Origin of the sequence: Natrinema salifodinae, from assembly GCF_900110455.1 — an archaeon.
Lineage (GTDB): Archaea > Halobacteriota > Halobacteria > Halobacteriales > Natrialbaceae > Natrinema > Natrinema salifodinae.
The window spans coordinates 505,293-530,897 of record NZ_FOIS01000001.1; the positions used below are offsets into that span (position 1 = coordinate 505,293).

26 protein-coding genes are annotated in these 25,605 nt (G+C 67.4%); 13 read left to right on the forward strand and 13 right to left on the reverse strand.

Going from position 1 to position 25,605, the window contains the following annotated elements; translation table 11 throughout:
- The 6 genes from BMY29_RS02305 (at nt 1) to BMY29_RS02330 (ending at nt 6,009) form a co-directional block, all read left to right on the forward strand.
- Nucleotides 1–1,233, forward strand: a complete 1,233-nt coding sequence (locus tag BMY29_RS02305) for an ABC transporter ATP-binding protein (RefSeq protein ID WP_074854610.1) — start codon at nt 1–3, stop codon at nt 1,231–1,233.
- Nucleotides 1,226–1,429, forward strand: a complete 204-nt coding sequence (locus BMY29_RS02310; RefSeq protein WP_049992065.1) for a DUF8005 family protein — start codon at nt 1,226–1,228, stop codon at nt 1,427–1,429. Before BMY29_RS02305 ends, BMY29_RS02310 begins: the two co-directional genes overlap by 8 nt.
- Nucleotides 1,430–1,480: 51 nt before the next feature.
- Nucleotides 1,481–2,557 carry a Gfo/Idh/MocA family protein gene (locus BMY29_RS02315; RefSeq protein ID WP_049992064.1) on the forward strand — a complete coding sequence of 359 codons (1,077 nt, stop codon included), beginning with the start codon at nt 1,481–1,483 and terminating at the stop codon, nt 2,555–2,557.
- Between the two features lie 183 nt (nt 2,558–2,740).
- Nucleotides 2,741–3,709: a sugar phosphate isomerase/epimerase family protein gene (locus BMY29_RS02320; protein ID WP_049992063.1), complete on the forward strand. Its 969-nt coding sequence runs from the start codon at nt 2,741–2,743 to the stop codon at nt 3,707–3,709.
- Between the two features lie 89 nt (nt 3,710–3,798).
- A complete protein-coding gene (locus BMY29_RS02325; RefSeq protein ID WP_049992062.1) occupies nt 3,799–4,923 on the forward strand; it encodes a Gfo/Idh/MocA family protein in 1,125 nt (374 codons plus the stop codon).
- 81 nt (nt 4,924–5,004) lie between these two features.
- On the forward strand, nt 5,005–6,009 hold the full coding sequence (locus BMY29_RS02330) for a zinc-binding dehydrogenase (protein ID WP_049992061.1): 1,005 nt from the start codon (nt 5,005–5,007) through the stop codon (nt 6,007–6,009).
- Nucleotides 6,010–6,042: 33 nt separating this feature from the next.
- Here BMY29_RS02330 and BMY29_RS02335 read toward each other — a convergent pair whose 3' ends face one another.
- Entirely contained in the window at nt 6,043–6,291 is a 249-nt protein-coding gene (locus BMY29_RS02335) for a hypothetical protein (RefSeq protein WP_049992060.1), read from the reverse strand.
- Between the two features lie 141 nt (nt 6,292–6,432).
- Here BMY29_RS02335 and BMY29_RS02340 point away from each other — a divergent pair, with 141 nt between their 5' ends.
- Nucleotides 6,433–7,665: an HD domain-containing protein gene (locus BMY29_RS02340; RefSeq protein ID WP_049992059.1), complete on the forward strand. Its 1,233-nt coding sequence runs from the start codon at nt 6,433–6,435 to the stop codon at nt 7,663–7,665.
- Nucleotides 7,666–7,736: 71 nt separating this feature from the next.
- Nucleotides 7,737–8,756, forward strand: a complete 1,020-nt coding sequence (locus BMY29_RS02345) for an amidohydrolase family protein (protein WP_049992058.1) — start codon at nt 7,737–7,739, stop codon at nt 8,754–8,756.
- Nucleotides 8,757–8,764: 8 nt separating this feature from the next.
- On the opposite strand, the gene BMY29_RS02350 is transcribed toward BMY29_RS02345, so the two are convergent.
- From BMY29_RS02350 to BMY29_RS02370, 5 genes are all read right to left on the reverse strand, one after another.
- The gene (locus tag BMY29_RS02350) at nt 8,765–9,265 is read right to left on the reverse strand and encodes a gamma carbonic anhydrase family protein (protein ID WP_049992057.1); all 501 of its coding nucleotides are present in this window, start codon (nt 9,263–9,265) and stop codon (nt 8,765–8,767) included.
- 341 nt (nt 9,266–9,606) lie between these two features.
- Nucleotides 9,607–9,891, reverse strand: a complete 285-nt coding sequence (locus BMY29_RS02355) for a DUF3006 family protein (protein WP_049992066.1) — start codon at nt 9,889–9,891, stop codon at nt 9,607–9,609.
- A gap of 2 nt (nt 9,892–9,893) precedes the next feature.
- Nucleotides 9,894–10,979 (reverse strand): ComEC/Rec2 family competence protein, encoded by a 1,086-nt coding sequence (locus tag BMY29_RS02360; RefSeq protein ID WP_049992056.1) that lies wholly within the window; start codon nt 10,977–10,979, stop codon nt 9,894–9,896.
- A gap of 208 nt (nt 10,980–11,187) precedes the next feature.
- Nucleotides 11,188–11,583 carry an OsmC family protein gene (locus BMY29_RS02365; RefSeq protein WP_049992055.1) on the reverse strand — a complete coding sequence of 132 codons (396 nt, stop codon included), beginning with the start codon at nt 11,581–11,583 and terminating at the stop codon, nt 11,188–11,190.
- Between the two features lie 159 nt (nt 11,584–11,742).
- Nucleotides 11,743–12,471: a metal-dependent hydrolase gene (locus tag BMY29_RS02370; protein WP_049992054.1), complete on the reverse strand. Its 729-nt coding sequence runs from the start codon at nt 12,469–12,471 to the stop codon at nt 11,743–11,745.
- 390 nt (nt 12,472–12,861) lie between these two features.
- Between BMY29_RS02370 and BMY29_RS02375 the strand changes: the two genes are divergently transcribed.
- The 3 genes from BMY29_RS02375 to BMY29_RS02385 all read left to right on the forward strand — a co-directional run bounded on the left by BMY29_RS02375 (nt 12,862) and on the right by BMY29_RS02385 (nt 15,996).
- Entirely contained in the window at nt 12,862–13,125 is a 264-nt protein-coding gene (locus tag BMY29_RS02375) for a hypothetical protein (RefSeq protein ID WP_049992053.1), read from the forward strand.
- Between the two features lie 90 nt (nt 13,126–13,215).
- Nucleotides 13,216–15,357, forward strand: a complete 2,142-nt coding sequence (locus BMY29_RS02380; protein ID WP_049992052.1) for a DHH family phosphoesterase — start codon at nt 13,216–13,218, stop codon at nt 15,355–15,357.
- 120 nt (nt 15,358–15,477) lie between these two features.
- A complete protein-coding gene (locus BMY29_RS02385; protein ID WP_049992051.1) occupies nt 15,478–15,996 on the forward strand; it encodes an SHOCT domain-containing protein in 519 nt (172 codons plus the stop codon).
- Nucleotides 15,997–16,032: 36 nt separating this feature from the next.
- Here the strand turns inward: BMY29_RS02385 and mnhG are convergent, their stop codons facing one another.
- The 7 genes from mnhG to mbhE are packed head-to-tail and all read right to left on the reverse strand — an operon-like array spanning nt 16,033 to nt 22,220.
- On the reverse strand, nt 16,033–16,389 hold the full coding sequence (gene mnhG / locus BMY29_RS02390) for a monovalent cation/H(+) antiporter subunit G (RefSeq protein ID WP_049992050.1): 357 nt from the start codon (nt 16,387–16,389) through the stop codon (nt 16,033–16,035).
- Complete coding sequence (locus BMY29_RS02395; RefSeq protein WP_049992049.1) at nt 16,386–16,676, reverse strand: cation:proton antiporter; 291 nt, start codon at nt 16,674–16,676, stop codon at nt 16,386–16,388. The genes mnhG and BMY29_RS02395 overlap by 4 nt, the downstream gene beginning before the upstream one ends.
- Nucleotides 16,669–17,280 carry a Na+/H+ antiporter subunit E gene (locus tag BMY29_RS02400; protein ID WP_049992048.1) on the reverse strand — a complete coding sequence of 204 codons (612 nt, stop codon included), beginning with the start codon at nt 17,278–17,280 and terminating at the stop codon, nt 16,669–16,671. The genes BMY29_RS02395 and BMY29_RS02400 overlap by 8 nt, the downstream gene beginning before the upstream one ends.
- The gene (locus BMY29_RS02405; protein WP_049992047.1) at nt 17,280–18,920 is read right to left on the reverse strand and encodes a complex I subunit 5 family protein; all 1,641 of its coding nucleotides are present in this window, start codon (nt 18,918–18,920) and stop codon (nt 17,280–17,282) included. Before BMY29_RS02405 ends, BMY29_RS02400 begins: the two co-directional genes overlap by 1 nt.
- Nucleotides 18,917–19,270 carry a sodium:proton antiporter gene (locus tag BMY29_RS02410; protein WP_049992046.1) on the reverse strand — a complete coding sequence of 118 codons (354 nt, stop codon included), beginning with the start codon at nt 19,268–19,270 and terminating at the stop codon, nt 18,917–18,919. The genes BMY29_RS02405 and BMY29_RS02410 overlap by 4 nt, the downstream gene beginning before the upstream one ends.
- On the reverse strand, nt 19,267–19,731 hold the full coding sequence (locus tag BMY29_RS02415) for an MnhB domain-containing protein (RefSeq protein ID WP_049992045.1): 465 nt from the start codon (nt 19,729–19,731) through the stop codon (nt 19,267–19,269). The genes BMY29_RS02410 and BMY29_RS02415 overlap by 4 nt, the downstream gene beginning before the upstream one ends.
- On the reverse strand, nt 19,728–22,220 hold the full coding sequence (gene mbhE / locus BMY29_RS02420) for a hydrogen gas-evolving membrane-bound hydrogenase subunit E (RefSeq protein ID WP_049992044.1): 2,493 nt from the start codon (nt 22,218–22,220) through the stop codon (nt 19,728–19,730). Before mbhE ends, BMY29_RS02415 begins: the two co-directional genes overlap by 4 nt.
- A 200-nt stretch (nt 22,221–22,420) precedes the next feature.
- Here mbhE and BMY29_RS02425 point away from each other — a divergent pair, with 200 nt between their 5' ends.
- Both BMY29_RS02425 and BMY29_RS21365 read left to right on the forward strand, forming a co-directional pair.
- On the forward strand, nt 22,421–24,082 hold the full coding sequence (locus BMY29_RS02425) for a tRNA uridine(34) 5-carboxymethylaminomethyl modification radical SAM/GNAT enzyme Elp3 (RefSeq protein WP_049992043.1): 1,662 nt from the start codon (nt 22,421–22,423) through the stop codon (nt 24,080–24,082).
- Nucleotides 24,083–24,618: 536 nt separating this feature from the next.
- Nucleotides 24,619–25,605, forward strand: a complete 987-nt coding sequence (locus tag BMY29_RS21365) for an eCIS core domain-containing protein (protein ID WP_074854643.1) — start codon at nt 24,619–24,621, stop codon at nt 25,603–25,605.

Sequence of the window (25,605 nt, forward strand, 5' to 3'; positions counted from 1 at the left end):
ATGGCACGCGTACGACTCGACAACGTCACGAAACGCTACGAAGACATCGTCGCCGTCGACGACATGAACCTCGAGATCGAGGACGGCGAGTTCGTTTGCCTCGTCGGCCCCTCGGGCTGCGGGAAGTCGACGACGATGGAGACCATCGCCGGCCTCACGAAGCCCACGGCGGGCTCGGTTCGCATCGGCGACACCGACGTGACCTCGCTCCCGCCGAAGGACCGCGGGGTCGCGATGGTCTTCCAGAACATCGCGCTGTTCCCGCACATGGACGTCTACGACAACATCTCCTTCGGGCTCCGGCTCCGCGACTACGAGCGGTCCGAGATCGACCGGCGCGTCGACCGCGCCTCGGACATCGTCCAGCTCGAGGGGATGCTCGACCGAATGCCCGACGAGCTCTCGGGCGGCCAGCAACAGCGCGTCGCGATCGCCCGCGCGATCGTCCGCAATCCCGACGTCTTCCTGATGGACGAACCGCTGGCTAATCTCGACGCGAAACTGCGCGTCCACATGCGCACCGAACTCCAGCGCCTGCACAAGGAACTGGACACGACGATCATCTACGTCACCCACGACCAGGCGGAGGCGATGACGATGTCCGACCGGATCGCCGTCATCAACGACGGCCGGCTCCAGCAGATCGCGCCGCCGCTGACCTGCTACAACGAGCCCGCAAACCGGTTCGTCGCGGGCTTCATCGGCTCGCCGTCGATGAACTTCGTCGACGGCGAACTGGCCGCCGGCGGCCTGGCCACGGAGCACTTCGACCTCGCGTTCGACGTCGACGGACTCTCGGCCGCGCCGGGCGACGCCGTCACGCTCGGGGTCCGCCCGGAGGACATCTATCCCGCGAGCGACGCCGACTCGGCGACCAGCCCCTCGGCGGCCGTCGAGGCGACGACCGACGTCCTCGAGCCGATGGGCGACGAGATCTTCGTCTACCTCACGCTCGGCGAGGGAGACGGGCAGACGATGACCAGCGAGGAAGCCGCGGCCGCGTCGAATCAACTGTTGATGAGCGTCCCGCCGGACTCGCCGATCGGCGAGGACGACCGGCTCAGCGTGGTGCTCGACCGGTCGAAGGTCCACCTGTTCGCGGCGTCGGGCGAGGCGATCGCCCACGGCGTCGCGGCGCCGTCGGCGACGGCCGACGCGCCGGACGCGAGTGCGGAGACCGCGCAGGCCGGCGCCGGAACTGAAGCCGATTCCGGAGGGACCAGCCATGAGTGATCTGATCCCGGTCGTCTACTACGGCGGCCTGGTCGTGCTGTACTTCTTCTGGATCTACGGGATCGTCTCGTTCGGTCTCGATCTGAAGAACAAGGTCGTCCCGGGGATCAAGCGGTATCGTCGCGGACGAAAACGACTCGACGAGAAACAGACGGAGGAAGATGAACGTGCTACCAAAGAGCGACAGCTGTACTGATCGCGAACGACGGCCCGCGGTTCGGGCCGGCGCCCGAACGGAGGGAGACCGATGACGGACGAGTACGGCCCCGTCCGAACCGGGATCGTCGGCCTCGGCAACATCGGGCGACATCACGCCGACCGGCTCGTCGACCTCGACGTGCCGCTGGTCGGCGGGATGGACGTCGCGCCCGAGGCTCGAACGCGGTTCGCCGATCGCTACGGCGTCGACGTCTACGAGAACCACCACGACCTCTACGACGCCGTCGACGCCGTCGTCATCACGACGCCGAACAAGTTCCACGAGGAGTACGCCGTCGACGCCCTCGAGCGGGACCTCCACGTCCTGCTCGAGAAGCCCGTGGCGCACACGCTCGAGAGCGCCGAGCGGATCACCGACGCGGCGGACGACGCCGCGGGCACGTTCCGAATCGGATTCAACAATCGGTTCCTGAACGCCGTCCGGCTCGTTAAGAACCGGATCGAGCGCGGCGAGTTCGGGGAGATCACCCACGTCGAGGCCAACTACGTCCGCCGGCGCGGCGTCCCGAGCCGCGGGTCGTGGTTCACCCGCCGGGAGGTCTCCGGCGGCGGCGCGCTCATCGACCTCGGAGTCCACGCGATCGACCTCTCGATGTTCCTGCTGGGCTATCCCGATGTCACCGAGGTCTCGGGGGTCACCCGCTCGGAGTTCGGCGCGCGGGAGGACTACGCCTACCTCGAGATGTGGGGGCCGGACAACGGGCCAGGCGCGTTCGACGTGGACGACTCCGCCAGCGCCTTCGTCCGGTGTGCGGGCGATCGCACGATCTCGCTGGAGGTCGCCTGGGCGACTAACCGACCGGCGACCCACGAGTTCGTCGTCCGCGGCACCGAGGCCGCCGCCAGGTTCGATCTCCTGGAGGGGGATCTCGAGGTCTACACGGCGGGCGCGGACGGCCCCGACCACATGCTCGATACGACCGTCGAGACCAGGGAGAACGACACCCACGCCGACGAACAGGCGGCGTTTTTCGACGCCATCGGGTCGGACCGCGACGCCGTTGCCGATATCGAGGACGCGATGACGGTCCAGCGGATCATCGACGGCATCTACCGCTCGAGCGAGACCGGCGGGACCGTCACCCCGGGCGACCCGGAGACCTGATCGACGACCCCGGCGCGGGGGATTAGACGCAGCCCGCGTTCCGTTTCGTTCCCATTCGGGACCGTCACTCGGCGAGCGGATTCGCCAAGGCGAGCCGATCGACACGCATAGCGCCCGCTACAGTAATTTTCTAAATAAAGAGGGAGAAAATTTATTGGTTGCGAACCCCGTCGTTCGAACCGTATGGAAATCGGAGTCCACACGCCACCGCTCGCGGACGAATCGCTCGACGGCGCGCTCGCGTACCTCTCTGACCTCGGCGTCGACGCCGTCGAACCAGGCGTCGGCGGCCATCCCGGTCAGGACCACCTGGTCCGCTCGGAGTACCTCGACGACGAGGCCGCCCAGACCGAGCTCCGTAAACTGCTGGACGAGTACGGAATGCGGATCAGCGCGCTCGCGACCCACAACAATCCGCTTCATCCCGACGACGAGCGAGCCGACCGGGCCGATGCCGAGCTCCGCGAGGCGATCCGGCTCGCCGCCCAGCTCGACGTCGGCACCGTGACCTGCTTTTCCGGGCTTCCGGCGGGAAGTCCGAGCGGCGAGGTCCCGAACTGGATCACCGCGCCCTGGCCGTCCGAACACGCCGAGGCCCACGACTACCAGTGGGAGGTCGCCGTCGAGTACTGGCGCGACCTCGCCGACTACGCCGACGAGCACGGAGTGGATATCGCGATCGAGATGCACCCGAACATGCTGGTCTACGAGCCCCACGGCCTGGCGCGACTGCGCGAGGCGACGAACGATCGCGTGGGTGCGAACTTCGATCCGTCGCACCTCTACTGGCAGGGGATCTCGATCACCGACGCGATCCGCTATCTGGGCGAGCGCGACGCGATCCACCATTTCCACGCGAAGGACACGCGGGTTTACGAGGAGCAGGCCCGCGAGAAGGGTGTCCTCGACACAACGGCCTACGACGACGAACTCGAGCGCTCGTGGCTCTTCCGCTCGGTCGGCTACGGCCACGACGAGTCCCACTGGAAGGACGTCGTCTCGACGCTCCGGCTGGTCGGCTACGACGGCGCCCTCTCGATCGAGCACGAGGACTCGCTGACCAGCGGGCGGGAGGGTCTCGAGAAGGCAGTCGACCTTTTGGATCGAGCGATCTTCGAGACTCAGCCAGGCGACGCGTACTGGGCCGAGTGACCGCCGTCCGTCCGCGATTCGAGACACGCCGCGGACCCTAGTTCAGGCTGACGGAAACTTCTAACAACACCTATTGTGAATGCATAGCTATGACGCTCGAAGTCGGCGTGCTCGGCTACCGGTTCATGGGTAAAGCACACGCGAACGCGATGGCGCGGCTCCCGATGTTCTTCCCGGACGCGCCCGACGTCGAACGCGCCGTCTTGGTCGGCCGCGACGAGGACGCGCTGTCCGACGCCGCCGATCGGCTCGGCTTCGATTCGATCGCGACCGACTGGACCGACGTGGTCGACGACGTGGACGTCTTCTACAACCTCGGGCCGAACCACGTCCACGCCGAACCCTCGATCGGGGCCCTCGACGCCGGAACGCCGGTCTTCTGCGAGAAGCCGCTCGCGCCGACGCTCGAGGACGCCGAGGCGATGGCGCAGGCGGCCCGCGACGCCGGCGACGACGTCCCCGCCGGCTGCGCGTTCAACTACCGGTTCGTCCCCGCGATCCGGTACGCCAAGCGGCTGCTCGACGACGGCGAACTCGGCGAGATCCGCCACGTCCGCGGGCGCTACCTCCAGGACTGGCTGGTCGACCCCGAGGCACCCTGGTCGTGGCGCAACGACGAGGAACTGGCGGGCTCCGGCGCGCTCGGCGACCTCGGCGCCCACACCGTCGACCTCCTGCGGTTCCTGGTCTGCGACGACGACCTGGCGGGCGAGATGGCGCGGGTCAGCGGCCACCTGCAGACGTTCGTCGACGAGCGGCCGGTCGAGGGCGAGGACGAGACCAGGCCGGTCACCGTCGACGACGCCTACTCCGCACAGGTCGCGTTCGAGAACGGCGCGATGGGGACCCTCGAGGCGTCGCGCTATGCGACCGGTCACAAGAACGATCACACCATCGAAATCCACGGCTCCGAAGGCAGCCTGCGGTTCTCGCTCGAGCGGCTGAACGAACTCGAGGTGCTCCGCGACGGCGACCGCGGCTACGAGACGATCCTCGTCACCGACGCGGACGATCCCTACGTCGACCACTGGTGGCCGCCTGGCCACGTCCTCGGCTGGGAGCACACCTTCGTCCACGAGAACTACGAGTTCTTAAGCGCCGTCGCCGAGGGCGGCGAGTTCCACCCGAGTTTCGAGGACGGCCTGGCCGCCCAGCGCATCCTCGCGGCCATCGAAGAGAGCGACGAACGCGGCGAGTGGGTGTCCCCGGCGTAGACGGCGGCCGATTCGGGACCGCGCTCGCGGATCGCCGGAAGCGTCGGGTATTCCCGGCCGGCGACCCAACCCCCACCCGAGATGCCTTCTGAAATGACCGCCCACGTGATCGAGGAGTACGGCGACCCGGACGTCTTCGAGCGGACGACGGTCGAGGTCCCCGAGCCTGGGCCTGACGAGATCCGCGTCGCCGTCGAGGCATCCAGCCTCAACCCCGTCGACTACAAGATCCGTCAGGGCGCCCTGCCGGACTTCGCGCCCGAGTTCCCCGCGAGGCTCCACTGCGACGTCGCGGGCGTCGTCGACGCGGTCGGGGAGAACGTCTCGGCGTTCGACGAGGGCGACGAGGTCTACGGCATGCCGGGCGGCGCGGGCCGTCAGGGTGCGCTCGCGGACTACGTCGTCGGCCACGCGGGAACGTTCGCGCACGCGCCCGAATCGATCCCACTCGAAGACGCCGCCGCCCTGCCCGTCGTCGCGCTCACCGCCTGGGAAATGCTCGCCGACAAGACGAGCGTCGACATCGGCGACGAGGTGCTTGTCTACGGCGCCACCGGCGGCGTCGGCCACATCGGCGTCCAACTGGCCGCCTGGTTCGGCGCGGACGTCACGGCGACGGCCTCGAGCGAAGCAAAGCGCGACCTGGCCGAAGAACTCGGCGCCGACGCGACGGTCGACTACACGGAAACCGACGTCGAGGCGTACGTCGACGAGCACGCCGGCGGCGACGGCTTCGACGTCGTCTTCGACCCGATCGGCGACGAGCACCTCGAGACGGCATTCGAAGCCGTCCGGCCGTTCGGCACCGTCGTGACGACCGAGTCGAGCGCCGCGCAGGACCTGGACCTCGCGCCGATGCACGCCAACTCCCTCGAACTCGGCGTCGTCCTCGTCATCCTGCCCGTGCTGCTGGGCGACCGGCAGGACCGGATCGGCGAGGAACTCGCCGACATCGCGGCACTCGTCGACGACGGCGCCGTCGAACCCGTCATCGACGAGCGGTTCGCCTTCGACGAGGTCGCGGAGGCCCACCGGCTCGGCGAGTCGGGCGACTTCCGCGGGAAGCTGCTGTTAGTCAACGAGTGAGCCGATCGCGGGACGGTTCCGATCCGGTCTCGCTCACTCCGACTCGATCTTGCCGACCGTGTGGATCTGATCGTACCGGACGCTCCCCTCGCCGACCGGTCGTCCGTCGATCTCGACGTACCCCGGCTCTATCCCCGTCACCTCGCCGGTGACGTCGACCGGATGGTCCTCGGTTCGCTCCTCGCTGCGGATCTCGACGACGTCGCCGATCTCGACGTGATCTTCGATGAGCCGCCTGGCCTGGTCCTCGTCGGCGTCCGGCGGAATGGTGATATCGGTCATCGCTCCGTCGGCGCTACCACGTCGACGCCAATAGAACCTCAGTCGGGAGACGCAACGTCACGCCCGCTCGTTGCCGCTCGTCGGCCCCGTCCGGCCCGTTCCGGACGACGGTTTTTGTGTGAACGGGCCGAAGTGCACCCAATGAAGATCATCAAGGACAGCGTCCACGACCACATCCAGGTCGACGGCGTCGCCCGCGACCTCCTCGATACCCCCGAGATGCAGCGGCTTCGGCGCATCAGCCAGCTCGGGACCGTCTCTCTCGTCTATCCGTCCGCCAACCACACCCGCTTCGAACACAGCCTCGGCGTCTACCACCTCGCCTGCGAGGCCCTCGACCACCTCAACGTCGAGGGTCGCCAAGCGGAGCGGGTCCACGCTGCGGCCGTCCTCCACGACGTCGGCCACGGCCCGTTCAGCCACAACCTCGAGTCGCTCACCCACCGCCGGACGGGCCGCTACCACGACGACGTCCACGACCTGCTCGCCGACGGCGCCGTCGGCGACGTGCTCCGCGAGCACGACCTCGACCCCAATGCGGTCGCGGACCTGGTCGCCGGCGAGGGCCGGTTCGGCCAACTGGTCTCGGGCGAACTCGACGTCGATCGGATGGACTACCTGGTGCGGGACGCCCACCACACCGGCGTTCCCTACGGGACGATCGATCACGGTCGCCTGGTCCGCGAACTGACGTTTGTCGACGGCGAACTGGTCCTCGCGGAGGGGAACGTCCAGACCGCCGAGAGCCTGCTGGTCGCGCGGGCGCTGATGAACCCGACCGTTTACAGCCACAGCGTCGCCCGGATTAGCAAGGCGATGCTCCGGCGGGCCGGCGAGCGGCTTCTGGACGCACCCGAGACGGGCGTCGACGCCGAGACCCTCCAGCGGATGGACGACTACGACCTGATCGTCGCCCTGCGATCCTGCGAGGCGACCGGCGAGTTCTCCCGGCGCCTGGACCAGCGGGATCTGTTCAAGCGGGCGGTCTGGGCCGAGATCGACGACGTGCCTGGCGGGATCATCGAGGCCGATCACGAAACGATCCGCGAATTCGAGCGCGAGATCGCCGACGAGGCAGACGTCGATCCCGAACACGTCATTCTCGACGTTCCGAGCCGCCCGTCGATGAAGGAGTCCACCACGCGCGTCGTGGTCAACGGCGAGATCCGCCGGCTAGGACAGCAGTCGGCGCTGGTCGAGGCGCTGCGGGCGGCCCAGTACTCCCAGTGGCGCCTGGGCGTCTACTCACCGCCCGAACTCCGCGATCGGGTCGGTCGGGCGGCCGTCGACGTGCTCGGCCTGAACATCGACGGCGCGCTGGTTCGCGAGGTCCGCGACGGGCTGGACGCGACCTTAGATCAGTTCGTGGACTGAGTCCGGCTCCGACTCCGCTCCGGGCCAGCCGACCCCGAACCGTTGAAGGAACTGCCCGCGAACTCCTCTGTATGGAGCGAACGGGAACGATTCTCCGCGGCCGCGAGTTCGAGCCCGTCGAGGGACGGGTCGTCATCGGCGACGACGGCCGGATCGAAGCCATCGAGGAAGCGTCGGTCGAGAGCGACGACATCATCGTCCCGGCGTTCGTCAACGCCCACACCCACATCGGCGACTCGATCGCCAAGGAGGCCGGCGGCGGCCTCTCGCTCGAGGAACTGGTCGCACCGCCGGACGGCCTGAAACACCGGCTGCTTCGCAGCGCCGACCGCGAGGAACTCGTGAGCGCCGTGGAGCGATCGCTGGGGTTCATGCAGCGGGCGGGAACCGCCGCCTGTCTGGACTTCCGCGAGGGCGACGTCGAGGGCGTTCGCATGCTCGAGGACGCCGCCGCGGGCCGCGAGATCGACGCACTCTCGTTCGCCCGTGGCTCCGTCGACGCGATGCACGCCGGCGACGGGTTCGGCGCCAGCGGCGCCAACGACGACGAATTCGGCGACGAGCGGGAAGCGACCCGCGAGGCCGGCAAACCCTTCGGCATCCACGCGGGTGAGGTCGACGCGAGCGACATCGACCCGGCGCTGGACCTCGAGCCGGACTTCCTCGTGCACATGGTCCACCCTGAACCGGACCACTTAGAGCGAGTCGCCGAACAGGCGGTGCCGATCGTCGTCTGTCCGCGCTCGAACCTGGTCACCGACGTCGGCCTCTCGCCCTACGAGGAACTCCACGAGCGGACGACCCTCGCGCTCGGTACGGACAACGTGATGCTCAACTCCCCGTCGATGTTCCGCGAGATGGAGTTCCTCGCGAAGCTCTCCGATCTCTCCGCCGCCGAAATCCTCCGGATGGCGACGGTCAACGGCGCCGAGCTGGCCGACCTCGACTACGGCCTGATCGAACCCGGCCGGGCGGCCCGCCTGGTCGTCCTCGACGGCGACTCGGACAACCTGGCCGGCGCGCGCGATCCGGTGCGGGCCGTGGTCCGACGCGCGGGCGTCGACGACGTTCGCGAGGTCGTCTACGGCTGAGCGGTCGGTCAGTCGAGCCGTTCGGACGTTTCCGCGTACTCTTTCGAGAGTTCGACGTAGCGGTCGGCGGTCGCCTTCAGGTCCGGATCGTCGATTTCGGCTTTCGGTTCCGCGGGCGCGCCGGTGACGAGCGTCGACGGCGGGACCGCGGTGTCTTCCGTGACGACGCTGCCGGCGGCGACGACCGCCTCCTCGCCGACGTGCGCGCCGTCGAGGACGACCGCGTTCATCCCGACCAGCGCGCGCTCGGCGACGGTCGCATCGTGGACGATGGCGCTGTGACCGACCGTCGAGTAGGGCTCGAGTTCAGCCTCCTCGTGGAGGACGGCGTTGTCCTGGACGTTCGCGCCCTCGCCGACGACGATCCGCCCGTGATCGCCGCGGAGCGTCGTGTTCGGCCAGACGCTGGCGTCGTCCTCGATGACCACGTCGCCGATGACGACCGCGGCCGGATCGACGTACGCGGAGTCGGCGACCTGCGGTTCCGTCCCATTGATCGAGCGTAACATACCACGTCCTGTTTCGAGATGTCCCTTCAAACTGCCCATCCGGGCAACTCGATCGCGGACGGTTCGGTCGGCGTCGTCTCCCCTCCCGATCGAACCGGCGTTTTCGTCGGGATCGACGGACGCGAGCGGGAATTCCGGGCTTCGTGTGTTACCAATCCCAATACACTTTGGCACCACGGCTAATGCGGGATCGCTGCTAACCGTCATATGGCGGTGCACCACCGTCCCTGCGGACGCCCGCGCACCGCCGTGTCATCCCCCCGGACCTTCCACGGTTCGGCACCCCTCTCCCCTTCGTTCCCGACGCTTCGCTTCCAGCCGCCTCGCCTCCGTAGCTCTACTTACTCGTCCGGTAATCGCTCGGAGAGCCGATCGAACCGCTCTTGGGCGGACTCCCGCCGCTCGCGTTCCTCGTCCTCGCGGTACGTCGCCTCGCGTAGCGTCCCCTCGTCTCGGTCGACGCGCACCTCGAAGACCGCCCCCTCGTGTCGTCCCTCGTCCGGTAGCGCGTCGACGTCGAGCGCGAGTTCGTCGACGACGTCCCCCGCTTCCTCGAGCAGGAGCACCGCCGTCTCGCCGTCGACGATGCGATCGAGGACCGCGGTGTGCGTCTCGGTCTCGGGCATGGTCATCGGGCCGCAGTACGGGCGGGAGCACCATCAATCGGTGGCCGATCGGTGTCGGTGCCGGCGTCGATCGACGCCCCTCCCCCTGACCGCGGCCGTTCGATCGTCGCCGGGGCGTCGAGCGCTGATTGGGCCTCGTACTTCCGCTCGAGCACGTCCTCGGGATCGGTCGACGCGTCCGTTTCCGTCTCGACGGCAACGTCGGTTCCGTCCGTCGCGAGGACGATATCGCCGTGGACGCCCGTCCAGTAGGTCTCGATCCCGCGGTCGGCGAAGGCCTCGAGAATCTCGTCGTGCGGGTGACCGTACTGGGACTCGAGCGCGCTCGAGATGACCGCGATTTCGGGGTCGACTCGCTCGAGGAACGCGTCGCTCGAGGACGTCGACGAGCCGTGGTGGCCCGCCTGGTAGGCGTCGGCCGCGAGGGCGTCACCGTGGTCGTCGACCAACCGCGCTTCCGTGCTCTGGTCGGCGTCGCCGGTCGTCAGGTAGGAGAACGCGCCGTACTCGAGCGCGAGGACGATCCCGTTCCCGTCGACGTCTTCGCCGTCTCCGTCTTCGGGCGGGTTCAGGATGCTCGCCTCGACGCTCTCGCTCTCGACCGGTAGGCTATCGCCCGACTCCACGCGGATCAGGTCGACGTCGTGCTCCTCGATCGCGTCGAGGTAGTCGTCGTACGTGGCACTCGTGTGCGCGACCCCGGAGTCGTAGGCCGCGCCGACCCCGTCGCCGTTCTCCTCAACGTACTCGATGACGGCCGGGTGGCCGCCGATGTGATCCGAGTGGCCGTGGGTCGCCACCAGGTGATCGATCCGATCGATGTCGTGTGCGTCGAGGTAGTCGATCACGGCCTGGCCGTCGTCTCGCCAGTCACCGGTGTCGATCAGGATCGTCTCGCCGTCGGGCGTGACCACGAGCGTCGAGTCGGCCTGGCCGACGTCGATGTGGTGGATCTCGAGGTCGCCGTTTCCGCCTGGTCCGTCCGCGTCGATATCTTCGCCGTCGTTCGTACCGGTACCGAAGCCGCCGGCACACCCTGCGAGGGCGACCAGGCCGGCGACGACGACGAGACACAGCGCTCGGCGCATTCGTATGCCGTTCGATGAGGGCGTGCGTTATGTGGGTTCGGACCGTCAGTATTTCGAGACAGTTCATTTCGATAACGTAGCTGTTCGAACCGGGAACGGAGTATCGGCGCGTGCACTGCTCGCGGTCGCGTTCGACGGATCTCGTATCACCTTGAAAAATGAGTTCGAATGCTATCGATACGCGTCGATTTCCGTCCGCTTCCGGGCGTTAGAACGCGTCGCCCTCGAAACTCGCGTCGGCGTGGAGGCTGTCCTTCAGCGCGTCGTGGACCTTGCAGAGTTCGAAGGCGCGCTCGATGATCTCCTTGCCGGTCTCGTCGTCGACGTCGGCCTCGACGCGGATGTCGAACTGGATCGACTCGAGTTTGTCGTCGTCGTTGAGTTCGCCGCCGGTCTCGATCTCGATCCGTCCGAGGTCGTCGGCGCCGCGCTGCTGGCCGCCGACGCGCAGTGCGGGGACGTAACAGGAGCCGTAGGCCGCCAGCAGCGTCTCGAGCGTGTCTGGGGCGTCCTCTCCGTTGGCGTCGATCGTCGTCTCGAAGTCGCGGATCTCGTTGGTGGCGCTGTACCCTTCGTCGGAGACGGTAGTGACTTGCTTCGCCATGGCAGTCGGGTGGTCCACGGGCGGCGCTGTAAACGTTGTTCTCGCAGCGGGGACGATTCGAACGGCTGACCGAAAATCGGCGGTCGAACGTGGTCGTCGGCGGCGCGGTTCGGCGATGCGCGACGCGAACGGGCCGCGAGCGCGGATGCCGCGCTCGGTTCAGGCCTCGAGTTCGAACGGCTCGTCGGCCTCGAGGGCGTGTACCTCGGCGTTGCTGCCGGTGCCCGCTACTTCGCTGGCGAAGTCCTCGGGGTCCTGCTCGATCGGCGGGAAGGTGTCGTAATGCTGCGGGAAGGCGTGATCGACGTCGAGCCAGTCGACGGCGATGGCGGCCTGCTGGGGCCCCATCGTGAAGTGGTCGCCGATCGGCACCGCGGCGGCGTCGGGTTCGAGGTACGGGCCGATGACCTCGCGCATCTCGGTCATGAGGCTGGTGTCCCCGGCGTGATAGAACGTCGTCGATTCCTCGTCGCTGACCTGCGTGGGCTTGGTGTCCGAGACGACGAAGCCGGCGGGCATCCCGCCGCTCTGGCCGTTCTCGGTCATGATCCCGTTCGTGTGGTCGGCGCGGACCATGCTGACGTACGCGTCGCCGCACTCGACGGTGCCGCCGAGGTTCATCCCCATGCCCCCGACGGCGTCGTCGAAGCCGAACTCGTCCTCGCAGTAGGAGACGAGCTCCGGCGTCGCGACGAGCGTCGCGTCCGAGAATGCCCCGGCGTCGGCGATGTGATCGGCGTGGCCGTGGGTCAACAGCACGTAGTCCGGCGCGTCGACGTCTTCGGGCTCGAGATCGGTCTTCGGATTGTCGAAGAATGGATCGATCAACAGCTCCGTCTCGCCTACGGTGACGTGCCACGTCGAGTGGCCGTGCCAGGTGAGTTCCATAGCGTGCGATGAGTTGGTGCGAATATGACTTAAAACTGGGCGGGCCGGCGACTTCGCGTTGCTGCGTCGCCGCGTCGTCCTCCGATCTTGGACCGGAACACGCACGACAATAGCCGATCGCGTTCCGTCGACGAACCGTACTAGCACCAACGCTTATACGTTCCCTTTCGCTACGCTCGAACGCCGCAGGCGAACTGACACACCACGCATGCGGTCCGGGATTGCACCCGGTTTTGCCACAGTACAGCGTGATTCCGGTGCGAGCGTCCACGATGACACCGACGTCTCGCCCCCTGATCTGCGATCTACCGCCGGGATCACGGCTCGTCGCCGCCATCACGTCCGGCGGCGATGCCGTGTCGTTTTTTATCCTCAGTGCGTACGGCGACTATGCTCGCACTCACGCTCGAGGAGTTCATGGTCGAGTTGAACGACGGCGCGATCAAGAACGTCGGCCCGAACAACAAGGCAGCAACGGTCAAACTGTTCGACGTCGACTCGGCCGAAGCCAGGGAGTTCGGGGACAAGCGCGTCAAACTCGTCTTCGAGGACGAGGAGGAGAACGAAATTCAGGTCTCGCTGTTCCCCGAAGACGTGCGCGCGCTCGTCGACGATATCGAAGAACTCGAGGAGGATTCGCCCGTTTTCGAGTGACTGCGCCGCGGTCGCGACGTTGCAGATGCAACGATCCGTGCGAACGCATTTCGACAACCGTTTTAGGGCGAAACCGCTTGGTCCGACTAGATGGGTAACTGTATCATCTGTGGCACTCCCGTCGACGGCGAGATCTGTGAGAGTCACGAGGAGGATGCCGTGTTCGAATTTCGCGGCACCGCTCCCTCACAGCTCACCCCCGGTCGCTACTACCGGGGAACCGTCGACGGCTACGCCGACTTCGGTGTCTTCATCGACATCGGAGACCACGTCACTGGCCTGTTGCACCGAAGCGAACTCGACCGCCGACTCGAGAGTCTCGACTGGGAACCGGGCGACGACGTCTTCGTCCAGGTGCTCGACGTTCGGGACAACGGCAACGTCGACCTCGGCTGGTCGATCCGCCAGCGCGAACGCGAGTTCCGCGGCAAGCTGATCGAGACGCCCGACGGCGAGTACCAGCCCGAGGAGTTCGAAGACGACGCGACCGACGAAGAGACGGCTGAGACGGAGACCGACGACCTCACCGACGATAGAGCCGAAGAAGCCGGCGAGTTGCAGGCGACCGCCGAGGAGACCGATCCCGAGTCGGAGACGGACGCCGAGCCCGCGACCGCGGAAGCGAGCGCCGTCGCGAGCAGCGGTTCCGTCGCGACCGAGACCGCGGCCGCGTCGGCCCCGGCGACCGACGACGCCGAACCCGAACCCGAGTCCGAGCCCGCGCTCAAGCGGACGACGGTCGACGCCATCGACAACCAGGTCGGTAGCGTCGTCCGGCTCGAGGGCGAGATCATCAGCGTCCGCCAGACCAGCGGTCCGACGGTCTTCGAACTGCGCGACGAGACCGGCACCGTCGAGTGCGCCGCCTTCGAGGAGGCCGGCGTCCGCGCCTACCCGGACGTCGACGTCGACGACATCGTCGCCCTCGAGGGCGAGGTCGAACGCCACCACGGCGACCTGCAGGTCGAGACGGAGTCGCTCGAGATCCTCGACGACGAGGAGCGCGGCACCATCGTCGACCGCCTCGAAAGCGCGATCGAACGCGAGGCCAGGCCGGCTGACGTCGAGGCGCTCGTCGAACACGACGCAGTCGCAGCCGTCGAAGACGGCGTCGCCGACGCGGCGACCGCGATCCGCCGGGCCGTCATGGAAGCCCGTCCGATCGTCGTCCGTCACGGCGCGACCGCCGACGGCTACGTCGCCGGCGCCGCCATCGAGCGGGCCGTACTCCCGCTGATCCGCGAGAAGCACACGCGCGAGGACGCGGAGTACCACTACTTCGAGCGCCGTCCGCTCGACGGCCGCGTCTACGACATGGACGCCGCGACCGACGACGTCACCTCGATGCTCGAGGCGCGCGACCGTCACGGCGAACAGCTCCCGCTCGTCGTCTTAGTCGACGCCGGCTCGACCGTCGAGTCCGTCGACGGCTACGACCTGCTCTCGCTGTACGGCGCCGACGCGCTCGTGATCGACGACAGCCGCGCCGACGACGAGATCACCGACGCGGTCGACGTCGCCGTCGCCCCGTCGCTCGCCGGCGCCGACGTCGCCGATGTCACCTCGACTGCGCTCGCGGCGAACGTCGCCGCCCACGTCAACGAGGACGTCCGCGACGATCTCGAACACCTCCCCGCGGTCAGCTACTGGGAGAACGCCCCCGAAGCGTACCTCGAACTCGCTCGCCAGGCCGGCTACGACGAGACCGGTGTCTCCGAGCGCCGCGAGGCCGTCGCGCTCGAGGCCTACTATCAGTCGTACAAGGACAAGCGCGAACTCGTCACGGACCTGCTGTTCGACGACGACGGCGACCTCGCTGCGCACGTCTCCGAGCAGTTCCGCGACAAACTCGAGACCGAACTCGAGACGGCTCGCGAGAACCTGACCACCCGGGAGGTCGGCGACGTCACCGTCTCCGTGCTCGACACGGACGCCTTCACCCACCGGTACAACTTCCCGACGACGATCCTGCTGCTGGACGCGCTCCACCGTCGCGAACGCGAGGATGCTGAGCCGTCTGTCATCACGCTCGGCATCGGCGACGACGAACTCCACGTCCGCACGACCGACCGCGTGAACGTGCGCGATCTCGGCGACGCGATCGCCGAGGCCGTGCCCAACGCCGGCGTCCGCGTCGTCGGCGGCCGCGACGGTCACGTCGAGTTCCTGCCGGGCGAACGCGACGCGGTTCGCGAAGCTGCGCTCGACGCACTCGGCGAGACGCTCGCGTAAGACTCGTTCTCCTCCGTCGTCCCACGCGCCGCGTAGCGGCGCCACCGTTTCGCTCGCGCGGTCGTTTCGCTCGAACGCCGACCGGCAACGTATATCTGTTTTCGAGCGGACACGACACACATGGACGGACGTGCGAGCGAGGGCGGGGGAGACGATCGCGAGCGGCCCGAGGACGATCCGCGGACTCGCCTCCGCGAGAACGCGACGAGCATCGCGTCGGTGCTCGTGACGGCGATCTGGCTCGGTGCGATGTTCACCGGACAGTCGTGGTGGCTCGCCGCGCTGCTTGTGGGGTACGTCGCCGTCGTGCCGGTAGTCGCGATGCTGTTCGGCGACGAGGACGACCGCAGCGAGTGGGTAGACGAGGATACGAACGCCACCCACACCGGACCGGCGGAGACGAACACGGGCGCAGACACCCGCGACGCCCTCGAGACCCTTCGCGAGCGGTACGCCGCCGGCAAGTTGACCGACGAGCAGTTCGAGCGCAAACTCGAGCGATTACTGAACACCGAGACGATCGAAGACGCCCGGACGTGGGCGCGAGATCGGGATCGGAATCGGGACCGCGACCGTGAGCAGGAGCAAGAGCAAGAGCGGGTCTCGGCCCGAGAACGGGACCTCGAATACGAACGCTGAGCGGTACGGAATGCGGAAACAGCACCGCGCTAGCGCTTAGTCGTCGGTCTCCTCGGCGCGTTCGGTTCGCTCGACCGCCGACGGATCCGGCCAGGTGACGCTCCCGAGGAAGGGGATGCCGATCTTCTCGGCAGCGCGGGCGATCATGTGCGCGCCGGTCGGAACGGTCAGGAAGAGGAAGCAGATCCCGATGAGCGCGGTCAGTCCCTCCTGACCGGGGCCGAAGTGGACGAACCCGGCCAGAAAGATCGCCGCCGTGCCGAGCGTCGTGGGCTTGCTCGTGGCGTGCATTCGGTTGTAGACGTTCGGCAGGCGAAGCAGACCGATGGTCCCGACGGTCAGGAAGAACGCGCCGACGACGATCAGCGCGATCACGACGGCGGTGTGTATCATTCGATCACCTCCCCTTCGGTGACGAACTTGGCGACGGCGACCGTCGCGATGAACCCGATGATTGCGAGCACCAGGCTGACCGTCATGAACAGGCCTCGGTCGGTCAGGAGCGCGAACAGGACCGCGATCGCGACGACGTTCGTCGCGATGGCGTCCAAGGCGACCACCCGGTCGGGGTTCGTCGGGCCGCGGATCACGCGGTAGCCACAGAGGACGCAGAGCGCGCTGACGAGGATCAGCCCGCCATGGATCGCCATCTCGAGGACCGCGGGGTCGCTCTCAGTCATCGTCGATACCTCCGGTTCCCGGTTCGCGGTCCGGCGCCCTGTCTCTTTCCCCGCCGGAGACGACGATTTCCGGCGGCGGGTCCGACGGCGAGGCGTCCTCGTTGAACATTTCGAGCGTGTAGTCCTCCCAGGTGCGAATCGGCTCGGCGATCGCCTCGGGATCGCGGCCGTTGACGCCGTGGACGTACAGGGCGTTGGTTTCGGCGTCGTAGTCCAGCGTCACCGTGCCCGGCGTGATCGTGATGCTGTTGGCGATGACGGTGATCGCGACGTCGGACTCGACGCGCAGCGGGACCAGGATCACCTCCGGCTCGATCGGCATCCCCGGCGAGAGCACGCGGTAGGCGACGTCGACGTTCGCCCGCAGGAGTTCCCGGATGAACGCGCCCAGGTAGAGCCCGGCGTAGGGCAGCGCCCGCAGTCCGCGGCCGAGATCGAAGTACTTGCCGTACAGCCGCCGGAAGACGAACGCGACCGGCAGCCCGACGACCAGGCCGCTGATGAGCCCGCCGGCGAGCGCCGACGGCGCGAGGGGCAGTCCGCGAACGAACACCCACAGCACGGCGAAGACGACCCCGACGACCGGCCAGGTCCGGACGCGCATCAGTGATCACCTCCGCTCTCGCTCGGATCGCTCAACTCGCTCTCCTCGAGGGGATCGACCGCGTCGACGTAGCCGTCGGTGTCGAGCGCGGCCTCGGCGGCCGCTTCCGCGAACTCGTAGACGAATTCGAACCCGATGCCGACCGTGAGAATCGCCGCCGCGAGGGCGACGAGGACGGCCACCTGAACGGAGTCGATCGCCGCCGTCTCCACGGCGGGCGTCCGCGCGCCCCAGAAGCTCCGGTTCCACATGCGGGTCGCGTAGGCGATCGTCAGCAGCGACCCGGCCAGCAGGAGCGCGATCACCCCGCCGGCCTCCGCGCGGGCCGCGGCGTCGAAGACGAGGAACTTGCCGAAGAATCCCGACAGCGGTGGAATCCCGACGAGCGCGAGCGAGCCGACGAACACCGCGATCGCCGTCGGCGGCGACCGGCCCGCCAGGCCGCCGAGGTCGGCGAAGCGACTCGTCCCCGTGGCCGACCTGACGGTCCCGACCGCGAGGAAGAGCAGGCCCTTCGCGAGCGTGTGGTTGAGCGCGTACACCAGCGCGGCGACGATCCCGAGCCGGCGCAGCGTCGGACTGGTCGTCATCGCCGCGATCGCGACGGGGAGGGCGATGAAGCCGACCTGACCGATGCTGGAGTAGGCGAACACGCCCTCCATGGAGTCGCGGCCGACGGCGCCGATCCCGCCGACGAGGATGCTGGCACCCCCCATGAGAAACAGCGCGGCGCCGACGAACGGTAGCGGCGAGTCGCCGGCGATCGGCCCCGGCAGGGAGACGCCGACCTGCGCCCCGGCGAAGACGGTAAAGGAGAGCCGGATGATGGCGTAGATTCCGACCTTCTTGGTCGCGCCGGCTAACAGGGCGGTGATCTGTGGCGGCGCGGCCCGGTAGGCCGTCGGGATCCAGAACTGGAAGGGGACCAGGCCGGCCTTGATCGCGAACACCGACAGAAGCAGGCCGAGCAGACCGACGACCGGGACGGGATCGAGCCCGTAGGCCGCCGGATCGGCGAGCCGCTGGGCCAGATCGGCCATGTTGAGCGTTCCCGTCGTGGCGTAGATCCCGCCGACGCCCAGCAGAAAGACGGCGCTGGCCAGCAGGTTGAGCGTGACGTACCAGAACGCGGCGCGGGTGTGTTGGGGTCCGCCGCTGTAGGCGACGAAGACGTAGCTCGCCATCAACATTACTTCGAACCAGACGAACAGGTTGAACAGATCGCCGGTGAGGAAGGCCCCCGTCACGCCCAGCGCCAGGAAGTGAAAGAGCGGGAAGTAGTAGCTGCGGCCCTCGCCGCCCGGGAGGTGGCGGGTCGAGAAGACCAGCGACGCGACCCCGAGGATCGCGACCATGGTCAGCATGAACGCCGACAGCCCGTCCGCGACCAGCGTGATGCCGAAGGGGGCCGGCCAGTCGCCGACCTGGTAGGTCGCGATCCCCGGCGCGTCGGGCGCGAGAACGACGTACCAGTCGATGGCCGCCACCGCGCCCGCGTAGGCCAGGCCGGCCGCGAGGCTCACGGCCGCCCGCGTTCGCGGTCGCCGGCCGAGCAACAGCGTGACGGCGGCCGCGACGAGCACGATCAGCATCGGCGCGATCACCAGCTGCGATTCCGTTCCGATCGGTACTGCCGTCATTCGTGATCACCCAGGTCCGTCACGTCCAGCGTGTCGTGTTCCTCGTAGACCCGATACGACAAGACGAGCGCGAACGCGGTCATTCCGAAGCCGATAACGATCGCGGTCAGGACCAGCGCCTGGACCAGCGGGTCGGCGGTCTCCGGGACGTGATCGCCGTGACCGGCCAGCACCGGCACCGATTCGGCGGTCGCCGGTGCGATCCCGCCCATGGCCAGCAGGTAAACGTTCGCCGCCTGGCTGATGATCGCCAGGCCCCAGACGACGCGGATAAGGTCCCGCCGGAGGAGCAGGAAGGTCCCGAGGGCGAACAGCGCGCCGACCGCGGCCGCGAGGACGATCGCCGTCATTCGGCACCCACCACCGAGAGGATCGTCAGCAGGCCGCCGACGACGACGCAGTAGACGCCGAAGTCGAAGGCAAGCGCGCTCGCGACCTCGAGGTGGTCGTAGATCGGGAGTCCCTCGAGGATGACGAACGTCTGGGAGAGGAACGGTCGGTCGAAGACCAGCGGTGCGAGCCCGCTGGCGACCGCGATCGCGAACCCGTAGGCGAACAGTCGGCGGTAGACCACGACGACGCGGTCCCGCGAGGGCTCCTTGCCGGGATCGACGTCGCGGCCCAGAACCCCGCGCTCGAGGAAATCGAGCCCGAAGGCCATGTAGATGACCGCGAACGCGGTTGTCGTGAGGACGCCGCCGATGAATCCGCCGCCAGGGAGGTTGTGCCCCTCGACGAACAGCGAGATCGCGACGACCAGAATGATCGGCACGATCACGCGAGCCGTCGTCCGCATGATGACCGTCGTCACTCGTCATCACCTCGCGGCTCTCCGTCGGTATCCCCGTCACCGTCTCGCTCCGTTGCCGGGCCGCCGTCGCTTCGGGTTCCAGTCGCTCCGTTCGGCCCGTCGCCGGCCGAGTCGGCACCTCGTGTGCCGGTTCGGTCGATCCCGCCGCGACCGCGCATGACGACCAGCGTCAGGATCGAGATCGCGGCGAGCGCGACCACGGCGAGTTCGCCGAGGGTGTCGAACCCGCGGAAGTCGACGAGCGTCACGTTGACGATGTTGGTCCCGCCCCCCTCGGGGACGGCCCGCTCGGCGTAGTAGCGGGCGATATTCGTGCTCCCGCCCGGGCGGGCGTCGGTCGTGACCAAAACCGTGATGAAGGCGGTCGCGCCGACCGCCAACGAGACGACGGCGTCGCGGACAACCCTCCCGAGCCCGATCTCGTAGTACTCGGGGATCTCTTCGATCACGAGCAGGAAGATGACGAGCACGAGCGTCTCGACGACGAGCTGGGTCAGCGCCAGGTCGGGCGCACTCGCCAGAATGTAGAAGATGGCGACCATGAATCCGAGGATCGAGAGGGTGAGGACGCCCGCGACGTGAGATTCTGAGAGAACGACCGCGAGCCCGCCGACGACGGCGACGAGCAACACGAGCGCAATGACGGGCGTGACGTCGAGGCCGAGATCGGTCGGGACGATGGCACCCGCCGCGACGAAGCCGGCGAGCGCGAGGGCGCAGGTCGCGCTGAGCGTCCAGGTCGCGTACGTCCGGAGCAGTCCGTTGTGCACCGTCGCGGCGAACTGCCGCCCCTCGTCGGTGAGCCCCTCGACGACGACGTCGTACCACCAGTTCGCGGCGACGGGCGGCACCGCTCGCGGGATCGCGCGGATGCCGTCGTGGAGCCGCCCGTAGGCCGGGAACGCGAGCACGCCGGCGCCGATCGCGACCGCGCTCATCCCCACCGCGGGCGAGTACGACGTCGGGATCCCGACGTGCATCTCGTGGGGATCGACCGCCGTCGCTTCGAGGCCGGCCTGAACGATCACGTCGACGGCCAGTTCGGGATCGACGCTGACGACCGCGGCGAGCAGCGCCAGCAACGCCGGCGGGACGAGCAGCGTTACCGGCGGCCGGTGAACGTGACCGAGTGCGTCAGGGCGGTCGCCGAAGAACAGCGAGAGGAACCGCAGCGAGTACAACACCGTAAAGATGCTCCCGAAGACGGCCACGGCGGGGTAGAGCCAGCCCAGAATCCCGATGTCGTGGTGGTGGCTCGCCTCGACGGCGGCCTCGAAGAGCAGTTCCTTCGAGTAAAAGCCGTTGAACGGCGGGATCCCGGCCATACTGAGCGCAACGACGGTGGTGATCGCCGCCGTCACCGGCAAATCGCGGCGCAATCCGCTGAGCTTCGCGATCTCGCGGGTGCCCGCCTCGTGGGCGACGATCCCGGCCACGAGGAACAGCGCGGCCTTAAACAGCGCGTGGTTGAGAAGGTGGAAGACACCGGTCTCAGCGCCGTAGACTGACGTAAAGCCGAAGCCTGCGATCATCAGTCCGAGGTGGCTCGCCGTCGAATAGGCGAGCAGTTCCTTGATGTCCGTCGATGCGACCGCCATGATCGCACAGATCGTCATCGTCGCCAGGCCGAGCGTCGCGAACAGGAGGAGCCACTCGGCCCCGACGAGCATCGGGCGGACGCGCCCGACGAAGTAGACGCCGACCTTGACCATCGTCGCGGAGTGGAGGAACGCGGAGACGGGTGTCGGGGCCGCCATCGCGTTCGGCAGCCAGAAGTGAACCGGGACCTGAGCGGACTTGGTGCCCGCGCCGACCGCGAGCAGGCCCAAGACCGGCAGGAACAGCCCCCGCTCGCGCAGCGCCGACTGCATCGCATCCGGGCGCTCGAGCATCGCGGCGAGATCGAACGCGGCCCCGGGACCGAGGACGTCGCCGGCGACGACCGATAGCAGGAGGAGGCCGACTAGCAGGAAGAGCCCGCCGCCGACGGTGATGAGCATGGCCATTCGGGCAGCGTACTGCGAGGAGTCGTCGGCGGTGTAGTAGCCGATTAACACGAACGAACAGAGGCTGGTGAGCTCCCAGAAGAGGAAGATCGCGATCAGGTCGGCGGCCAGCGCGACGCCGATGATCGAGCCCATGAAGGCGAGCAGGGCGGCGTAGTACCGGACCAGGCCGGACTGGCCGTGGAGGTACGCCGGCGAGTAGGTAAACACGAGCGCGCCGATGCCACTCGCCAGCAGCGCGAACAGCAGCGCCCAGCCGTCGACGTAGAACCGGAGTGCGATCTCGAGCGAGGGAATCCACTCGAGCGCGACGGTCCCCTCCTCTCCGTACTGGGTGGCAAGCAGTCCGAACGAGAGCAACGCGACGAGCGTCCCGGCGAAACCGGTTCCTTCGCCGAGGACGCGAAACAGTAGCGGCGTGAGGACTGCGGCGACGAACGGCAACGCGACCGCGGCGCCTACCGTCGCCAGGTCGGGAGACATTCGGTATGCCGATGGTAGGGTGAGAACATCCTTAAACGGTAACCCTTCGGACGGCGGCAATACGTGAGTAATCGACAGCGGGCGACCGATCGGCCGCGGACCGCACGCGGTGCGGCGGCGAGCGCGACCGGTCGACGCCGGTGGTAGCGGCGCCCGAGAGTCCGACACGCTTATTCGCGAACGGCGACGAATCACGTGTAGTGAGTACCGAGACGCCCGAACCGACCGAAACCGAAGCGTTCGAGCAGGTCTGCAAGACGCTCGTCGAGCGAATCGTCAACGACGAGATCGAGCGTGACGAGGTCGAGAAGGCCAAGCTCGAGGCCTGTTCGGAGCACTCGGCGCCGAAGGTGCCGAAGAACTCCGAACTGCTGGACTACGCGCCCGACGAGTACCGTGAGGACTTAGAAGCGGTGCTCCGGCGCAAGCCGGTCCGCACGGCCTCCGGCGTCTCCCCGGTCGCGATCATGACCTCGCCCGAGCGGTGTCCCCACGGGAAGTGCCTCTACTGTCCCGGCGGTCCCGACTCGGAGTTCTCCTCCTCGCAGAGTTACACGGGCGAGGAGCCCGCCGCCGCGCGGGGGGTCCAGAACGACTACGATCCCTACGGCCAGGTGACGCTGCGCCTAGAACAGTTGCGCCAGATCGGCCACCCCGTCGACAAGGTCGAACTCATCCTGATGGGCGGGACGATGACCGCTCGAAGCCACGACTACCAGGAGTGGTTCGTAAAGCGGGCCTTAGAGGCGATGAACGACTACGACGTCGACAAGGAACCCGAGCCGGCCGAGGGCGTCAGCTTCGCAGAGGAGCCCGAGGAGTACGAGTGGAAGTATCTCGAAGACGTCATCGCGGAGAACGAGACCGCAGACGTTCGCAACATCGGGACGACGTTCGAGACCAAGCCCGATTGGTGCGATCCGGAGCAGATCGACCGGATGCTCGACCTCGGCGGAACGAAGGTCGAGGTCGGCGTGCAGACGACCTACGAGCGGATCAACCGGGAGATGCACCGCGGCCACGGCGTCCAGGCCTCCGTCGAGGCCAACCAGCGGCTTCGCGATTCGGCGTTCAAGGTCGGCTTCCACATGATGCCCGGACAGCCCGGGATGTCCAAGGAGATGTGTCTGGAGGACTTCCGACGCATTTTCGAGGAGGAGCAGTGGAAGCCGGACTACCTGAAGATCTATCCGACGCTCATCGTCCGCGGCACGGCGACCTACGACTGGTGGCACAAGGGCGAGTACGAGCCCCTCGACAACGACGAGGCCGCTGATCTGGTCGCCGAGATCAAGGACATGATCCCCCGCTACACGCGACTCCAGCGGGTCCAGCGCGACATCCCCGCGGACTTCATCGACGCCGGCGTCTGGAAGTCGAACCTCCGCCAGCTCGCCCGACAGCGCATGGCCGACCACGGCTGGGAGTGCGACTGCATCCGCTGTCGCGAGGCCGGAATGAACGACGAGGAGCCCGAGGACGTCGAACTCGACGTGATGACCTACCAGGCCTGCGGCGGCACGGAACACTTCATCTCGTTCGAGGACTTCGACAAGGACCTGCTGGTCGGCTTCTGTCGGCTCCGGTTCCCGAACGATCCCGTTCGCCCGGAACTCGAAGATGCCGCGCTCGTCCGCGAACTCCACGTCTACGGCTCGGAGGTCGCGGTCGGCGGCGAAGGCGAGACCGACCAGCACCAACACCAGGGCTACGGCCGCCGCCTGATGGACCGCGCGGAGGAACTCGCCGCCGACGCCGGCTACGACAAGGTCAGCGTGATCTCCGGCATCGGCGCCCGGGAGTACTACCGGAACAAGCTCGGCTACCATCAGGACGGGCCGTACGTCAGCAAACGTCTCTGATTCGGCACGCCCGCTCGCCTCGGCCTTCGGTCGTGACGGAATCGTGTAGCTTCCAGTCTCCGATCCCCTCCCCACGGCCATCTTGGGAGTAGCCCGGGACGAAAATTAGACGTTGTTCGCAGCGGTATTCTGTCGCTCAGCGGCCATCGAACCTGCGATCGGCATCCTTCACTGAGCGACCTGCTTTGGTCGCCGTTCGAGACCCGTCAATTCAAGAGTAAGTGTTATGTTTCCGCCATCAAAATGAGGTATAAATGCCTCAGAAGGAATGTACTCACTGCCCGGTCACCGGTCAGACCGGAATGGAGGGGCGGTAGATGGGTTCGAAGAAGCGACGCGAACGAGCGACGGAGTCGTCGGAGACGAAGACGGAGACGGCGACCGAGTCGACGACGGTCCAGCGAACGAGTCACGGGGCGGCGGCACGCTCGACTGAGACGGCCGCGGGCTCGCAGGCACACGCGGTGAATAGCGGCCGGCCTGACGTGGTCGACGTCCACGGACCGAACCCGGACGAGTTGTACGGCGGGAACCCAATGGCAGCGTGCGACATCGGCGGGACTGCGCCGGCACCGACGCCCAGCGAATACAACGTCCAGCGCGCTCTCAATGGGACCGACACGACCAAAGACGAGGTCCCGGACACGGTTCTCGAAGTCCTCGGACAGGGTGGCAAACCGCTCGAGACACCGATCCAACGCGCCCTCGAAGAGGGTCTGGACGCGGATTTCTCGAACGTCCGCATCCACACGGGTGCGACCGCCGCCGAAGCTGCCGACACGATCGACGCGAAGGCGTTCACCTGCGGGAACGACATCGTCTTCAATGCCGGCGAATACGATCCGGAAAGCCCGGAAGGGCAGTTCCTGCTGGCCCACGAGTTGGCCCACGTCCGCCAGCAGACCGGTGCGGCGATCAGCATGATGCCGAAGTCGAATGCCGATCTCGAGATCGATCCCGATCCCCAATTAGAGCGCGAGGCCGACCAGGCGGCTGCGCAGGCAGTGTCCAGTGAGGACCCGCTAACCGTGAATCGGCTTGGGACGGACGTGCACATCCAGCGGATGCCGACCGAGGCGCAACTCGACCAGGCGCGTGCGGAAGTCGAAGAACGCTTCGGTACGAGCGTTTCTGCAAACCCCGAGAGCCTTGCCAAAGAGGTCGAGCGGCTCAGAGCAAACCAAGAAGAGATGATGGAGGTCCTCGTCGAAGCCAAACCAGGGGCAGCCACGGACGGGCCGGACGTCCTCGAGGCAGCGAGCAAAGGACTGGCCGGGGGAGTCACCGGTGCCGTCGTCGGATCGCTTCTCGGACCCGGTGGGACCGCAACTGGGTTCGCCGCCGGACTCGCGAGCAGCGTCGCTACGGACGTCTCGAAAGAGGGGACGGAGTGGCTGCTGGATAACAGTCCTGGCAGTTCCGCCCTCGAACTCGAAGCCAGAATCGAGTCGCTCGAAAAACGGCTCGCTGAATTACGAAACGAACAGCCCTGGCATGATACCAGTGGATTAGTCGAATTCTAA

Coding starts and splice junctions, on each gene's coding strand:
- BMY29_RS02315 (WP_049992064.1), top strand. CDS start 1,481: ATGACGGACGAGTACGGCCCCGTCCGAACCGGGATCGTCGGCCTCGGC.
- BMY29_RS02310 (WP_049992065.1), top strand. CDS start 1,226: ATGAGTGATCTGATCCCGGTCGTCTACTACGGCGGCCTGGTCGTGCTG.
- BMY29_RS02325 (WP_049992062.1), top strand. CDS start 3,799: ATGACGCTCGAAGTCGGCGTGCTCGGCTACCGGTTCATGGGTAAAGCA.
- BMY29_RS02410 (WP_049992046.1), bottom strand. CDS start 19,270: ATGACGGCGATCGTCCTCGCGGCCGCGGTCGGCGCGCTGTTCGCCCTC.
- BMY29_RS02385 (WP_049992051.1), top strand. CDS start 15,478: ATGGACGGACGTGCGAGCGAGGGCGGGGGAGACGATCGCGAGCGGCCC.
- BMY29_RS02405 (WP_049992047.1), bottom strand. CDS start 18,920: ATGACGGCAGTACCGATCGGAACGGAATCGCAGCTGGTGATCGCGCCG.
- BMY29_RS02380 (WP_049992052.1), top strand. CDS start 13,216: ATGGGTAACTGTATCATCTGTGGCACTCCCGTCGACGGCGAGATCTGT.
- BMY29_RS02345 (WP_049992058.1), top strand. CDS start 7,737: ATGGAGCGAACGGGAACGATTCTCCGCGGCCGCGAGTTCGAGCCCGTC.
- BMY29_RS02360 (WP_049992056.1), bottom strand. CDS start 10,979: ATGCGCCGAGCGCTGTGTCTCGTCGTCGTCGCCGGCCTGGTCGCCCTC.
- BMY29_RS02355 (WP_049992066.1), bottom strand. CDS start 9,891: ATGCCCGAGACCGAGACGCACACCGCGGTCCTCGATCGCATCGTCGAC.
- BMY29_RS02335 (WP_049992060.1), bottom strand. CDS start 6,291: ATGACCGATATCACCATTCCGCCGGACGCCGACGAGGACCAGGCCAGG.
- BMY29_RS02305 (WP_074854610.1), top strand. CDS start 1: ATGGCACGCGTACGACTCGACAACGTCACGAAACGCTACGAAGACATC.
- BMY29_RS02365 (WP_049992055.1), bottom strand. CDS start 11,583: ATGGCGAAGCAAGTCACTACCGTCTCCGACGAAGGGTACAGCGCCACC.
- BMY29_RS02330 (WP_049992061.1), top strand. CDS start 5,005: ATGCCTTCTGAAATGACCGCCCACGTGATCGAGGAGTACGGCGACCCG.
- BMY29_RS21365 (WP_074854643.1), top strand. CDS start 24,619: ATGGCAGCGTGCGACATCGGCGGGACTGCGCCGGCACCGACGCCCAGC.
- BMY29_RS02350 (WP_049992057.1), bottom strand. CDS start 9,265: ATGTTACGCTCGATCAATGGGACGGAACCGCAGGTCGCCGACTCCGCG.
- BMY29_RS02320 (WP_049992063.1), top strand. CDS start 2,741: ATGGAAATCGGAGTCCACACGCCACCGCTCGCGGACGAATCGCTCGAC.
- BMY29_RS02395 (WP_049992049.1), bottom strand. CDS start 16,676: ATGACTGAGAGCGACCCCGCGGTCCTCGAGATGGCGATCCATGGCGGG.
- mnhG (WP_049992050.1), bottom strand. CDS start 16,389: ATGATACACACCGCCGTCGTGATCGCGCTGATCGTCGTCGGCGCGTTC.
- BMY29_RS02370 (WP_049992054.1), bottom strand. CDS start 12,471: ATGGAACTCACCTGGCACGGCCACTCGACGTGGCACGTCACCGTAGGC.
- BMY29_RS02340 (WP_049992059.1), top strand. CDS start 6,433: ATGAAGATCATCAAGGACAGCGTCCACGACCACATCCAGGTCGACGGC.
- mbhE (WP_049992044.1), bottom strand. CDS start 22,220: ATGTCTCCCGACCTGGCGACGGTAGGCGCCGCGGTCGCGTTGCCGTTC.
- BMY29_RS02375 (WP_049992053.1), top strand. CDS start 12,862: ATGCTCGCACTCACGCTCGAGGAGTTCATGGTCGAGTTGAACGACGGC.
- BMY29_RS02400 (WP_049992048.1), bottom strand. CDS start 17,280: ATGCGCGTCCGGACCTGGCCGGTCGTCGGGGTCGTCTTCGCCGTGCTG.